The sequence below is a fragment of the Streptomyces sp. NPDC042102 genome (assembly GCF_055582305.1).
In genome coordinates this window covers 290,138-303,241 of the sequence record NZ_JBVJDL010000001.1, presented here as the reverse complement: position 1 = coordinate 303,241, position 13,104 = coordinate 290,138, and the positions used below count along the sequence as shown (strand labels likewise).

Genomic DNA, 13,104 nt, shown 5'->3' with positions numbered 1-13,104 from the left:
CCTACTTCAGGCCGACCGTGGCGCAGGCGGCCGCGTACTTGTCGGAGCAGATCTCGTCCACGGTGTAGACGCCGTCCTTGATGACAGTGTCCTTGATGTTGTTCTTCGTGAGCGAGACGACGGGGACCAGGACCGAGGGGACGCCCTTGGTGGTGGGGCTGTCGACCTTGGAGGTGGTCACGGAGTCGACCTTCTCGCCCTTGGCGAGGGCGACGGCCATCTTCGCGGCGGCCTCGGCCTCCGGCGCGTACGGCTTGTAGACGCTCATGAACTGCTCGCCCGCCACGATCCGCTGCACGCCGGCGAGTTCGGCGTCCTGACCGGTGACCGGGGGCAGCGGGTTCAGACCGGCCGCCTTGAGGGCGGTGATGATGCCGCCGGCCATGCCGTCGTTGGCGGAGTAGACGCCGACGATCTTGTCCTTGCCGAGCGCGGAGATGGCGCCCGCCATGTTGGTGTTGGCGTTCTCCGGCTTCCACTCGACGGTGTCGTACTCCTTGCCGACGTTCACCTTGCCGTCGAGCACGGAGTGGGCGCCCTGCTTGAACAGCTTGGCGTTCGGGTCGGTGACCGAGCCGTTCATCATGACGATCTGGCCGTCCTTGGCCTTGTCGCCCAGGGCCTCCAGGAGCGCCTTGCCCTGGACGCGGCCGACCTCCTCGTTGTCGAAGGAGGTGTAGGCGTCGATCGGGCCCTCCGCCAGGCGGTCGTAGGCCACGACCGGGATACCGGCGTCCTTGGCCCGCTTGACCGCGCCCGCGATGGCCTTGGAGTCGACGGCGTCGAGGATCAGGACGTTCACCTTGTTGGTGATCATCGCGTCGACCTGCGAGTTCTGCGCGGTCGCGTCCTGCTTGGCGTTGGCGTAGACGACCTCGCCCTTGCCGCCGGTGAGCTCGGCGATCTTCTTCTCGATGAGCGGCTTGTCGAACTTCTCGTAGCGCGCGGTCTGGTTCTCGGGCAGGAGCAGACCGACCTTGATCGCGTCGCCCTTGGCGGCGGAACCGGACGCCGCGGGCTTCTCGCCGGCCTCCTTGGCGCTGCCACAGGCGGCGAGCGAGGCGGCCATCGCGGTGGCGGCGACGGCAACGGCGGCTCTACGCATACGCGTGTTCATTTCTTGAACCTCCCTGACGAGGCCGCAACACTGCGGCCGAGGTGGGTGTGAGTCAACCTCGGCCGCAACTTTGTCGTCAAGGAGTGAATCCTTAACGAGATGACAACGGAGTCATCCGTTATCTAACTGAAGACAACAGGGCGGGGGTCGAAGTCCCGCCAAGCAGGGTGGAATCGCCCATTTCGCTGAGGACGAGGGCGAGCGCGCCCAGCACCTCGGCACGGCTGCCCAGCGATCCGGTGACCACCGACAACTGCCGGGCGGCGCTGGGGATCGCGTACCTCCCCACTGATTCACGTATGGGAGCCAGCACGAGTTCACCCGCCTCCGCGAGCGAGCCGCCGAGCACGATGCGGCTCGGGTTCAGGAGGTTGCACAGGCTCGCCACCCCGCTGCCCACGTGCCGGCCGACGTCGGAGACCACCCGGCGGCATCCGGGGTCACCCGAACGGGCCAGTTCGACCACCCGTTCCATCGTCAGTTCCGGTCCGTGGGTGCCCTGCAGGAGCGGCAGCACGTAGCGGGCGGCGGCGAAGGTCTCCAGGCAGCCCCGGTTGCCGCAGCGGCACACCGGGCCCGACTCGTCCAGGGTGATGTGCCCGATCTCGCCGGCCGTGCCGCCGGGGCCGCGGTAGATCTGGCCGCGTATGACCAGGCCCGCGCCGACGCCGCTGGCCACCTTGATGTACGCGAGGTCCTTGACCCCGCGGCCGCTGCCCCACACCAGCTCGCCCAGCGCGCCGAGGTTCGCGTCGTTGTCGACGTACACGGGGACGCCGAGCCGCTGCGAGAGCTCCTGGCGCGGGTTGATGCCCGCCCAGCCCGGCAGAATGGAGGTCGAGCCGAGCGTGCCGGACTCGACGTCGATGGGGCCTGGGACGCCGAGTCCCACCCCGATGATCTTGTCGCGGCCCACCCCGGTGTCCTCGATCAGCTCCCCGACCAGCGCTTCCGCCCGGTCGAAGCCGTCCACCCAGGACGCGTCCACGTCCAGCGGCTCGGCCTCCTCGGCCAGCACCTGGTGGGCCAGGTTCCCGACCGCGACCCGCAGGTGCGTGTGCCCGAAGTCGACGCCGATGACGATGCCCGCGTCACCGCTGAGGGAGACGCTGCGCGCCCGCCGGCCGCCCGCCGAGGTGGGCGTGACCTCGACCGTCCCGCCGTCCTTCAGCTCCCGGACGATGTTGGAGACCGTGGCCGCCGACAGTCCGGTGGTACGGGCGATCTCCGCCTGGGTCAGCGAGCCGGCGAGCCGGACGGCCCGCACGACCCGTTCGAGATTCGCGCGGTGCAGTGAGGACTGCGAACCCGGAGTCTCCACGACTCATCCACTCCTGCCTACAAGCGACGGCCTGCCGTCGCCCCCCGGCCGAGGTCGCGGTGTCGAGACCTCGGCGTCTCCAACTTGTGAACCCTAAGTCGAGCCTTTGGCCCTCCACACGTCAAGAGGCTGAGCCAGCACGAATCGTCTCCTTGGGGCCGAAAGTATGAGAGAACCACCGGCCGGGTTCGTGTTACGGTCGCTGAGGCGCCGGTCATCTGCGGCTTTTCGGCCGGACCGGGCGCCTGCCATGACAGCGCGACGCAAGGAGGTGTTCGGGATGAGTCCCGACCGAAGTTCCTGCCGCGCCCTCGTCGGCTGATCACCTTCCGATCGCATCGTGATCGTCAGCTGAAGCGCTGACTCCTCTTTTCCTCATCTTCCTTCCGCATGCCCGCTCGCGCCTCGCGTGGGCACCTCAGGCATGCCGACCCGCGGGTCCGGCCGCCTCGCGCCGCCGCCTGCCGGTCCATGACCACTCCGCGTGACCGTACGGCTCCGTGCTGTCCGGATCGCGTGGAGGGAGGCTTCGTCATGACCATGCTCACCCCCCGTACCCCGGCGAAACTCGCGCCGCCGGGCCGTACCCGACGCGAGCGAAAGGCCGCCGAGCTGGAGGCCCGCACCCGTGCGGCCGGCGACCGGCTCACCGCCCTCAGCGCCCGCCCGGGCGCCCAGGTCCTCGAGGAGCTGGGCGCCGGCCGCAACGGCCTCACCCACGACGAGGCCCGGCTGCGTCTGGAGCGGCACGGCGCCAACGCCGTCGCCCACGACCGGGCACCGCACTGGACCGTCCAGCTGGCGAAGGCGTTCGCGAACCCCTTCATCGGCGTCCTGGTCTTCCTCGCGGCCGTCATGTACTGGCAGGACCCCGCGGATCCCGGTGTCGTCATCCTCTCCGCGATGGTGGCGATCAGCGGCCTGCTGCGCTTCTGGCAGGAGTTCCGCTCCGGCCGCGCCGCCGACGCCCTCAAGCAGCTCGTGACCACCACCTGCGCGGTGCAGCGGCGGGCCGGCAGCGGCTCGGGGCCGACCACCTTCGAGATCCCCATGGACCAGGTGGTCCCGGGCGACGTCGTCAAGCTCGCCGCCGGCGACCTGATCCCCGCCGACCTGCGGCTGATCACGGCCAAGGACCTGATGGTCAGCCAGGCGGCCCTGTCCGGCGAGTCGCTGCCGGTCGCCAAGGCCGACACGCCCGCCCGCTCCGCCGGGGGGTACGCCGTCGCCGAGGACCTCGGCCAGCAGCTGACCACCGACCCGGTCGAGGCCGACAACCTCTGCCTGATGGGGACCTCGGTCACCTCCGGCACCGCCACCGGCGTGGTGGTCGCCACCGGCGCCGGCACCTACTTCGGCTCGATGGCCGGTTCCCTGGTGGGCGAGCGCCCGCAGACCAACTTCGACACCGGCGTGCGCCGGGTCAGCTTCCTGCTGATCCGCTTCATGCTGGTCATGGTCCCGGTCGTGTTCGCGATCAACGGCCTGACCAAGGGCGACTGGGACGAGGCGTTCCTCTTCGGCATCGCCGTCGCGGTGGGCCTGACCCCCGAGATGCTGCCGATGGTGGTCTCCGCCAACCTGGCGCGCGGCGCGGTCGCCATGTCCCGGCGCAAGGTGGTCGTCAAGCGGCTGAACGCGATCCAGAACCTCGGCGCGATGGACGTGCTGTGCACCGACAAGACCGGCACCCTCACCGAGGACCGGATCGTCCTGGACCGCTACCTCGACGTGCACGGCGACGAGGACGACGAGGTCCTGGAGTACGGCTACCTCAACGCGCACTTCCAGACGGGCCTGCGCAACCTCATGGACCAGGCGGTCATCGACCGCGTGGGCGAGGCCGAGGAGGTTGTCGTCGACGCACGGTTCTCGATGGTCGACGAGATCCCCTTCGACTTCGCCCGGCGCCGGATGTCCGTGGTGCTCAGCCGCAACTCCCTGCTGGGCGGGGTGGGCCGGCCCGAGCACGTCATGATCACCAAGGGTGCGGTCGAGGAGGTCCTGGACCTGTGCACCCACATGACCGACGGCGGCGAGCGGGTGGAGCTGACCGCGTCCCGCCGGCTGCGGGCCACCGCGACGGCGCAGGCCATGGGCCGTGACGGCCTGCGGGTCCTGGCCGTGGCCACGCGCACCCTGGACACCCCGCGCGACACCTACGGCGTGGCGGACGAGGAAGGGCTGACCCTGGTCGGCTTCCTCGCCTTCCTCGACCCGCCGAAGGCCGACGCGGCCGCCGCCCTGCAGGGGCTGGCGGACAAGGGCATCGCGGTGAAGGTGGTCACCGGCGACAACGAGCTGGTGGCCGCCCGGGTCTGCGCGGACGTCGGCATCCACGTCGGGCACGTCGTCTCCGGCGCCGAGACCGACCGGCTCGACGACGCCGAGCTGCGCGCGCTGGCCGCCCGTACGACCGTCTTCGCCAAGGTCAACCCGGTGCAGAAGGCCCGGATCGTCCGGGCCCTGCAGGCCGAGGGACACACGGTCGGCTTCCTCGGGGACGGCATCAACGACGCGGCCGCGCTGCACGACGCCGATGTCGGCATCTCCGTCGACACCGCCGTGGACATCGCCAAGGAGTCGGCGGACATCATCCTGCTGGAGAAGGACCTCACCGTCCTGGAGCAGGGCGTGGTGCAGGGCCGCACCACCTTCGGCAACACGATCAAGTACATCAAGATGACGGCGTCGTCGAACTTCGGCAACGTCTTCTCGGTCCTGGTGGCCAGCGCCTTCATCCCGTTCCAGCCGATGCTCGCGATCATGCTGCTGGTGCAGAACCTGGTGTACGACATCGCCCAGCTGGCCACGCCCTGGGACCGGATGGACGAGGAGTACCTGCGCAAGCCGCGCAACTGGGACGCCAAGGGCATCGGCCGGTTCATGGTGACGATCGGCCCCGTGAGCTCGATCTTCGACATCGCCATGTTCGTGATCATGTGGAACGTCTTCGGGGCGAACAGTGAGGCGAACCAGTCGCTCTTCCAGTCCGGCTGGTTCGTCGAGGGCCTGCTCTCGCAGACCCTGATCGTCCACATGATCCGTACCCGGAAGATCCCCTTCATCCAGTCGCGGGCCTCCTGGCCGGTGATGGTGATGACCGTCCTGGCGGTGCTGACCGGCCTGTACCTGCCCTTCTCGCCGCTGGCCGGCTCCCTGGGCTTCGTACCGCTGCCGGCGAGCTACTTCCCGTGGCTGATCGGTGTGCTGCTCGCGTACTGCGCGCTCACGCAGGCCGTGAAGACCTGGTACATCCGCCGGTTCCACACCTGGCTGTGAGGAGTCGGACCGGTGGTGGACCAGTGGATGATGGCCGGGCACCTGGCCGCGGCCCTCGGCTTCGGGTCCCTCATCGGCCTGGAACGGCAGTGGCGGGCCCGGATGGCGGGCCTGCGCACCAACGCCCTGGTGGCGGGCGGCGCGGCGCTCTTCGTGCTGCTCTCGCAGTACGGCTTCCTGAGCGAGGTCCCGCAGGTCGGGTACGACGGCTCGCGCGTCGCCGCCCAGATCGTCTCCGGGATCGGTTTCCTGGGCGCGGGCGTGATCATGCGGGACGGGCTGAGCGTGCGCGGCCTGAACACGGCGGCCACCCTGTGGTGTTCGGCGGCCGTGGGCTGCCTGGCGGGCGTGGGCCTGTTCGTGCTGGCGGCCCTCGGCACGGTGGGCGTGGTGGGGACCAACCTCCTGCTGCGCCCGCTGGGCCGGCGCCTGGACCGGGAGCCGCGCGGCGGGGCGGAGGTCGCCACCGACTACCACTTCGAGGCGGTGTGCCTGGAGGCGGAGGAGGCCCACATCCGGCACCGGCTGGTGGACGCCCTGGGCCGGCCCGGCTACCAGCTGCGGGAGATCCGCAGTCAGGACGGGCCGGTGCCGGGCCGGGTGACCGTCTCGGCACTGCTGACCGCCGAGGGCGAGGGCTGCAAGGCCCTGGAGGAGGCGGTCAGCAACCTCTCCCTGGACCCCTCGGTCTCGGCGGTCAGCTGGGCGGTCGTACCGGAGGGGGCTACTTGAGGGTGGCGGAGGTCAGGCCCGCCTGGATCTGGCGCTGGAAGGAGAGGTAGACCACGAGCATCGGGATCATCGCGATCGTCACGCCGGCGAACAGCACCGGCAGGTCGGTCGCGTACCCCTGCTGCTGCTGGAGCTGGATCAGGCCCTGGGTGAGCAGGTAGCGCTCGGGGTCCGATCCGGTCTGCGGCTGCATCAGCACCGAGGGCAGGATGTACTGGTTCCACTGGCCGAGCGTGTTGAATATCCCGACGCTGATCAGGCCGGGCCTGGCCATCGGCACCATCACCTGGAAGAAGATCCGGGTGTGGGAGGCCCCGTCGATGACCGCCGCCTCGTGGACCGCCGTGGGCAGCGTCCGGAAGAACGCGTGCATGAAGAAGACGGTGAACGGCATCGAGTAGGCCACGTAGACCAGCACCAGGCCGTGGTACGTGTTCAGCATGTCGAACCGCTTGACCATGAAGAACAGCGGGACCAGCGCCAGGAAGACCGGGAACATCGCCCCGCTGACGAAGAAGTAGTAGATGAACCGGTTGCCCCGGAAGGGGTAGCGGGCCAGGACGTACGCCGCCATCGACCCGAAGAGCATGGTCAGCGGGACCGAGAACACCATCACGATCAGCGTGTTGGCGAAGTAGTCGCCGATGCCCTTGTCCCAGGCCCGGCCGAATGCGTCGAGGTTCCATCGGGCGGGCCAGGTCAGCGCCGAGCCGCCGATCTGGGCGTCGGTCTTGAAGGAGCCGAGCACCAGCCAGACCAGGGGCAGGACGATCAGGGCAGCCCACACGGCCAGGAAGCCGTGGGAGAAGACGTTGAGGACCACGCCGTCGGGGCGGCGGCCCCGGTCCTCCCCCGGGTCGCCGCCGCCGGACCGCTCGGCGGCGGCCTCGCCCGGTGCCTTGACGACTGTGGTCATGGAGGCCTCCGGCTCAGAACTCGATGCGCTCGCGGCGGGTGGCGCGCAGCGTGACGATGGAGAGGATCATGGTCAGGACGAGCATGACGACGCCCATGGCGCAGGCGTAGCCGCTCTTGCCGAAGTACAGGAAGTTGCGCATCAGCACCGTCGCCATGACCTCGCTGTGGTGGTCGGGGCCGCCGCCGAACTGTCCGGACGTCATCGTCGAGACCAGCACGAACATGTCCATGGCGGCGATGCCCAGATAGACCGCGGAGGTCTGCACAGAGTCCCACAGCAGCGGCAGCGTGACCCTGAAGAAGGTCTGGGCGCGCCCCGCGCCGTCGAGGAGGGCCGCCTCGTAGATGTCCTTCGGGATGGACTGCATGGCGGCGGAGAAGAGCACCAGGTAGAAGCCGACGCCGTGCCAGACGACCACCAGGAGCAGGCACCAGAGCACGAACCTCGGCTCGTTGAGCCATTCGATGGGCGCCTGCCGGTCGACCAGGCCCGTCCGGATGAGGACCCCGTTGAGCAGGCCGCCCTCGTCGCTGCGGTACACGGCGCCGAAGAGGACGGCGAGGATGGCGAGCGAGAGGACCTGCGGGAAGAAGTAGACGATCTTGTAGAAGCCCGATCCCCGCACGCCCTGCACGCCGCCGGCGCCGCCCCGGCCGCCCGCGTTCACCATGAAGGCGAAGAACAGGGCGAGCAGGATGGTGAGCACGGGGACGAACACCAGGAGCAGCAGGTTGTGCCACAGGGCCCCGCGGAAGACCTCGTCCTTCATCAGGGCCGCGTAGTTGTCCAGGCCGACGATGTCGAACGTCGGCGACTGGCCGGTCCAGTTGGTGAAGGAATAGCCGAACGTCTGTACGTACGGCCAGATGACGAAGGTCAGGTACAGCGCGAGGGGTACGAGGAGGAAGCCGGCGATGAAGCCGCCCCGCCCCTTGCCCTGGGCTACATGGCTCATGGTGTCCGTCCCTGGTGGTCCCCGGTCCCCGGCGGTGTCAGGCCCGGCGGTTGTTCTTGGCGCTCGGGTCCTGCGCGGCCTTGTTCACCGCGATCTGGGCCCTCTTGATCCACTCCCTCGGCTGAATCCGCTTGGCCATGAGCTCATTGGACGCGTCCTGGATCGCGGTGTCCATCTCGCTGTACCACTCGGTGTACAGGTAGTTGAACGTGTTCGGCCCGGCCGCCTTCAGCGCCGCGACCGCCGACCGGGTGCCCGGCCGCAGCTTCACGCCCGGGTCCACGCCGTCCTTGACCACGGTGAGCGAGTTGGCCTGCTGGGCGAAGATGGTCGACCATTCGCGGGACAGCATCGAACGGATGAATTCCAGGCCGCCGGGCTTGTTGGCGGCCTGCTCCGGGACGATGAAGGGCTCGCCGGCGCCGGCCCTGACGGCCTCGAAGGGCAGTTTGCTGCCGGGCAGCAGCGGCATCGGCAGGAACTGCATGTCGAAGTCGTCCGGGGTCTGCTTGAGCTGCTCGTTCTCCAGCCAGGAGCCGGAGGGGATGAACGCGGCCTTGTACTGGTTCCAGGCGGTCTGGGACTCCGTGTGGGTCAGTCCGTTGGTGCCCGGCATCAGCAGGCCCTTCTCGACGACCTCGTAGACCGCCTCGACGGCGGCGAGTGCGTCCGCGCTGCCCTCGAAGGCGTTCGGCTCCAGGTTGTCGATCGCCTTCATGGCCTCCAGACCGCCCTTCTTGGCGATCAGGTCCATGATGACCACGTTGATGTAGTAGGGGAATTTCCCCTGATGGGCGAGGCCGCCGATACCGGCGTCCTTCGCCCGGGTGCACACGGCGAGGAATTCCTCCCAGGTCTTCGGCGGGGTCCAGCCCTTCTCCTTGAAGAGCTTGCCGGAGTACCAGAACCCGAAGAGGGTGTAGACGTAGTTCAGGGAGACGAATGTGCCGCCCTGCATGCCCTGTTCGACCGTGCCCGGAATCAGCAGGTCCCGGATCTTCTTGTCCGGGTCGTCGAGCGAGGGCGCGTCGAGCACCGGAGTGAGGTCGGCGAGCTGGTTGCTCCTGAAGAGCACGTCCAGCTTGATCTTCTGGGCGCCGGAGTTGTCGACGACGTCGGGCGGGTTGCCGCCGTTGAAGCGCGTCTGGAGCTTTCCGGTGATCTCCTGGGTGCCGAGGTGGGAGCTCTTGGTGCCCCACTTCTTGTCGAAGGCGGCCTCCCAGGCCTTGGCGTAGTCGTCGCCGAATCCGCCCTTGAAGACGACCACGTCCAGCTTGGTGCCCTTGGCGACCCCGAACGGGTTCTCCTTGGTGATCGGCGCCTTGGCCGGGCCGCTGGTGCTCGCGTCCCCGCCGCCCGAGGCGCACGCGGACAGGAAACTCATCGTCGGGACGGAAATCAGGCCGAGTGCCGCGGAGCGCTTGATCAGGTCCCGGCGGCCGAGGCCCTCACCCGTGGATCCCATGCTGTGTCCTCGCCTTCGTCGGATATGTGAAGGAGGGCCCGGGGGGCCGCTCGAACCGCGGCGGCCCGGACGCGCACAGGTATAGTCCACTCGCGCTGGGCTCAGCAAGGCATGCGCCACACGGAAAAAGCGGAAGGGCCGTACCCCCTTAACGGGGATACGGCCCTTTGGTGCTGCTTCGTCGCCTCGGCGACTTCGGCCCTTAGCCGCGGATCAGGTTCCGCAGGACGTACTGCATGATGCCGCCGTTGCGGTAGTAGTCCGCCTCACCGGGGGTGTCGATGCGGACGACCGCGTCGAACTCCACACCGGTCTCGGTGGTCACCTTGACCGTGCGCGGGGTGGTGCCGTTGTTCAGCTCCTCCACACCGGTGAAGGAGAAGGTCTCCTCGCCGGTCAGACCCAGGGAGGCGGCCGAGGCGCCCTCCGGGAACTGGAGCGGGAGCACGCCCATGCCGATCAGGTTCGAGCGGTGGATGCGCTCGTAGGACTCGGCGATGACGGCCTTGACGCCGAGCAGCGCGGTGCCCTTGGCGGCCCAGTCGCGGGACGAACCCGAGCCGTACTCCTTGCCCGCCAGGATGACCAGCGGGATGCCGGCGGCCTGGTAGTTCTGGGAGGCGTCGTAGATGAATGAGACAGGAGCCGCGCCCTCGCCCTCACCAGCACGAGTGAAGTCGCGGGTGAAGCCGCCCTCGGTGCCCGGCGCGATCTGGTTGCGCAGGCGGATGTTGGCGAACGTACCGCGGATCATGACCTCGTGGTTGCCGCGGCGCGAGCCGTAGCTGTTGAAGTCACGGCGCTCCACACCGTGCTCGGTGAGGTACTTGCCGGCCGGGGTGTCGGCCTTGATCGCACCGGCCGGGGAGATGTGGTCGGTGGTGACCGAGTCGCCCAGCTTCGCCAGCACGCGGGCGCCGGCGATGTCGGAGACCGGGGTGGTCTCCATCGTCATGCCCTCGAAGTAGGGGGGCTTGCGGACGTAGGTGGACTGCGGGTCCCACTCGAAGGTGTTGCCGGTCGGGATCGGCAGCGCCTGCCACTGGGCGTCGCCCGCGAAGACGTCCTGGTAGGACTTGTTGAACATGTCCTCGCCGATGGCGTTGGCCACGACGTCGTTGACCTCGGCCTCGGAGGGCCAGATGTCCTTGAGGAAGACCGGGTTGCCCTCGGTGTCGATGCCGATGGCGTCCTTGGTGATGTCCACCTTCATGGAGCCCGCGATGGCGTACGCGACGACCAGCGGCGGGGAGGCCAGGTAGTTCATCTTGACGTCGGGGTTGATGCGGCCCTCGAAGTTGCGGTTGCCCGAGAGCACCGAGGTGACGGCCAGGTCGGCGTCGTTGATCGCCTTCGAGATCTCCTCGTCCAGCGGACCGGAGTTGCCGATGCAGGTGGTGCAGCCGTAGCCGACGAGGTTGAAGCCGATCTTGTCCAGGTACGGCGTGAGGCCGGCCTTGTCGAAGTAGTCGGTGACGACCTTCGAGCCCGGGGCCAGGGTGGTCTTGACCCACGGCTTGCGGGTCAGGCCCTTCTCGACCGCCTTCTTGGCCACGAGCGCCGCGGCGACCATGACGTAGGGGTTCGAGGTGTTGGTGCAGGAGGTGATCGCGGCGACCGTGACGGCGCCGTGGTCGATCTCGAAGGAGGAGCCGTCGGCCAGCGTGACCAGGGTCGGCTTGGTCGGCACGCCGTTGGAGGTGGCCGGGGCGTCGGACGCCGGGAAGGACTCCTTGCCGGCCTCCTCGTCGTCGCTGACGTAGTTGCGCACGTCCTGCGCGAACTGCTCGGCGGCCTCGGCCAGGACGATGCGGTCCTGCGGGCGCTTGGGGCCGGCGATGGAGGGGACGACCGTGGAGAGGTCGAGCTCCAGCTTCTCGGAGAAGTCCGGCTCGGCGGCCGGGTCCAGCCACAGGCCCTGCTCCTTGGCGTACGCCTCGACGAGCGCGACCTGCTGCTCGGAGCGGCCGGTGAGCTTGAGGTACTTCAGCGTCTCGCCGTCGATCGGGAAGATCGCGGCGGTGGAGCCGAACTCGGGCGACATGTTGCCGATGGTGGCGCGGTTGGCCAGCGAGGTGGCGGCGACGCCCTCGCCGTAGAACTCGACGAACTTGCCGACGACGCCGTGCTTGCGCAGCATCTCGGTGATCGTGAGCACCAGGTCGGTGGCGGTGGTGCCGGTGGGCAGCTCGCCGGTCAGCTTGAAGCCGACGACGCGCGGGATGAGCATGGAGACCGGCTGGCCGAGCATCGCGGCCTCGGCCTCGATGCCGCCGACGCCCCAGCCGAGCACACCGAGGCCGTTGACCATGGTGGTGTGGGAGTCGGTGCCGACGAGGGTGTCGGGGTACGCCTGGCCGTTGCGGACCATGATCGTGCGGGCCAGGTGCTCGATGTTGACCTGGTGGACGATGCCGGTGCCGGGCGGGACGACCTTGAACTCGTCGAAGGCGGTCTGGCCCCAGCGCAGGAACTGGTAGCGCTCCTTGTTGCGGCCGTACTCCAGCTCCACGTTCTGGGTGAAGGCGTCCGGGGTGCCGAACTTGTCCGCGATGACGGAGTGGTCGATGACCAGCTCGGCCGGGGCCAGCGGGTTGATCTTCGACGGGTCGCCGCCGAGCGCCTTGACGGCCTCACGCATGGTGGCGAGGTCGACGACGCAGGGAACGCCGGTGAAGTCCTGCATGATCACGCGCGCGGGCGTGAACTGGATCTCCTGGCTGGGCTGGGCCTGCGAGTCCCAGCCACCGAGCGCCCGGATGTGGTCGGCGGTGATGTTCGCGCCGTCCTCGGTACGCAGCAGGTTCTCCAGCAGGACCTTCAGGCTGTAGGGCAGACGGGCGGAGCCCTCGACCTTGTCCAGCCGGAAGATCTCGTACGACTCGTCGCCCACCTGCAGCGTGCTGCGGGCGTCGAAGCTGTTCGCCGACACGACAGTCTCCTTCATGCATGAATTCGCGCGTTCAACCGCATCCTGCCGCCTGGCACTCTGGCCAATCCGCTAAGGTAGGGCTAAGTTAGGTAACCCTTACCTGCGGCGCGGCTGCGGGACGCCTTAGGCAGTTATCTCGATGTCGAGATAACTCTAGTACATGGCTGCCCCCGAGGTCTGCACGCGCCTCCCGGTGTCCGCTGTCATCCACTCGAGGCGTTTGACAGCGAACCCAGTCGCTTCGCCTGCCTTGCCAGCGAACCTAGTCGTACGAGGGGACGCGCTGGGGGTGCCGAGTGGCCGTACCGGTCGGGGCAGATCTTGCGGAGCCGCACGTCGAGCTGTCGTACACGGATGCCGTACGCGAGTGTCGGCGGCGTC

General features: G+C 68.6%; 8 protein-coding genes. 2 read left to right on the top strand and 6 right to left on the bottom strand.

The genetic code is table 11. The features are described 5' to 3' along the window. Nucleotide 1: 1 nt before the first annotated feature. Both ACZ6KO_RS01225 and ACZ6KO_RS01220 read right to left on the bottom strand, forming a co-directional pair. Nucleotides 2-1,117, bottom strand: a complete 1,116-nt coding sequence (locus tag ACZ6KO_RS01225; RefSeq protein ID WP_469298471.1) for a substrate-binding domain-containing protein — start codon at nucleotides 1,115-1,117, stop codon at nucleotides 2-4. A gap of 118 nt (nucleotides 1,118-1,235) precedes the next feature. Then, on the bottom strand, nucleotides 1,236-2,438 hold the full coding sequence (locus tag ACZ6KO_RS01220) for an ROK family transcriptional regulator (protein WP_469298469.1): 1,203 nt from the start codon (nucleotides 2,436-2,438) through the stop codon (nucleotides 1,236-1,238). A 534-nt stretch (nucleotides 2,439-2,972) separates the two neighbouring features. Between ACZ6KO_RS01220 and mgtA the strand changes: the two genes are divergently transcribed. Both mgtA and ACZ6KO_RS01210 read left to right on the top strand, forming a co-directional pair. Next, the gene (mgtA, locus tag ACZ6KO_RS01215) at nucleotides 2,973-5,720 is read left to right on the top strand and encodes a magnesium-translocating P-type ATPase (protein WP_469298467.1); all 2,748 of its coding nucleotides are present in this window, start codon (nucleotides 2,973-2,975) and stop codon (nucleotides 5,718-5,720) included. 12 nt (nucleotides 5,721-5,732) lie between these two features. Beyond that, entirely contained in the window at nucleotides 5,733-6,452 is a 720-nt protein-coding gene (locus ACZ6KO_RS01210; RefSeq protein WP_469298465.1) for an MgtC/SapB family protein, read from the top strand. Here the strand turns inward: ACZ6KO_RS01210 and ACZ6KO_RS01205 are convergent. The 4 genes from ACZ6KO_RS01205 to acnA form a co-directional block, all read right to left on the bottom strand. Next, nucleotides 6,445-7,368, bottom strand: a complete 924-nt coding sequence (locus tag ACZ6KO_RS01205) for a carbohydrate ABC transporter permease (RefSeq protein ID WP_469298463.1) — start codon at nucleotides 7,366-7,368, stop codon at nucleotides 6,445-6,447. The two genes, ACZ6KO_RS01210 and ACZ6KO_RS01205, sit on opposite strands and share 8 nt — an antisense overlap. A gap of 13 nt (nucleotides 7,369-7,381) precedes the next feature. Next, nucleotides 7,382-8,326 carry a carbohydrate ABC transporter permease gene (locus ACZ6KO_RS01200; protein ID WP_469298461.1) on the bottom strand — a complete coding sequence of 315 codons (945 nt, stop codon included), beginning with the start codon at nucleotides 8,324-8,326 and terminating at the stop codon, nucleotides 7,382-7,384. Between the two features lie 37 nt (nucleotides 8,327-8,363). Next, complete coding sequence (gene ngcE / locus ACZ6KO_RS01195) at nucleotides 8,364-9,791, bottom strand: N-acetylglucosamine/diacetylchitobiose ABC transporter substrate-binding protein (RefSeq protein ID WP_469298458.1); 1,428 nt, start codon at nucleotides 9,789-9,791, stop codon at nucleotides 8,364-8,366. A gap of 202 nt (nucleotides 9,792-9,993) precedes the next feature. Then, entirely contained in the window at nucleotides 9,994-12,723 is a 2,730-nt protein-coding gene (gene acnA, locus ACZ6KO_RS01190) for an aconitate hydratase AcnA (RefSeq protein WP_469298456.1), read from the bottom strand. Nucleotides 12,724-13,104 lie beyond the last annotated feature (381 nt).

Coding starts and splice junctions, on each gene's coding strand:
- ACZ6KO_RS01225 (WP_469298471.1), bottom strand. CDS start 1,117: ATGAACACGCGTATGCGTAGAGCCGCCGTTGCCGTCGCCGCCACCGCG.
- ACZ6KO_RS01200 (WP_469298461.1), bottom strand. CDS start 8,326: ATGAGCCATGTAGCCCAGGGCAAGGGGCGGGGCGGCTTCATCGCCGGC.
- ACZ6KO_RS01205 (WP_469298463.1), bottom strand. CDS start 7,368: ATGACCACAGTCGTCAAGGCACCGGGCGAGGCCGCCGCCGAGCGGTCC.
- mgtA (WP_469298467.1), top strand. CDS start 2,973: ATGACCATGCTCACCCCCCGTACCCCGGCGAAACTCGCGCCGCCGGGC.
- ngcE (WP_469298458.1), bottom strand. CDS start 9,791: ATGGGATCCACGGGTGAGGGCCTCGGCCGCCGGGACCTGATCAAGCGC.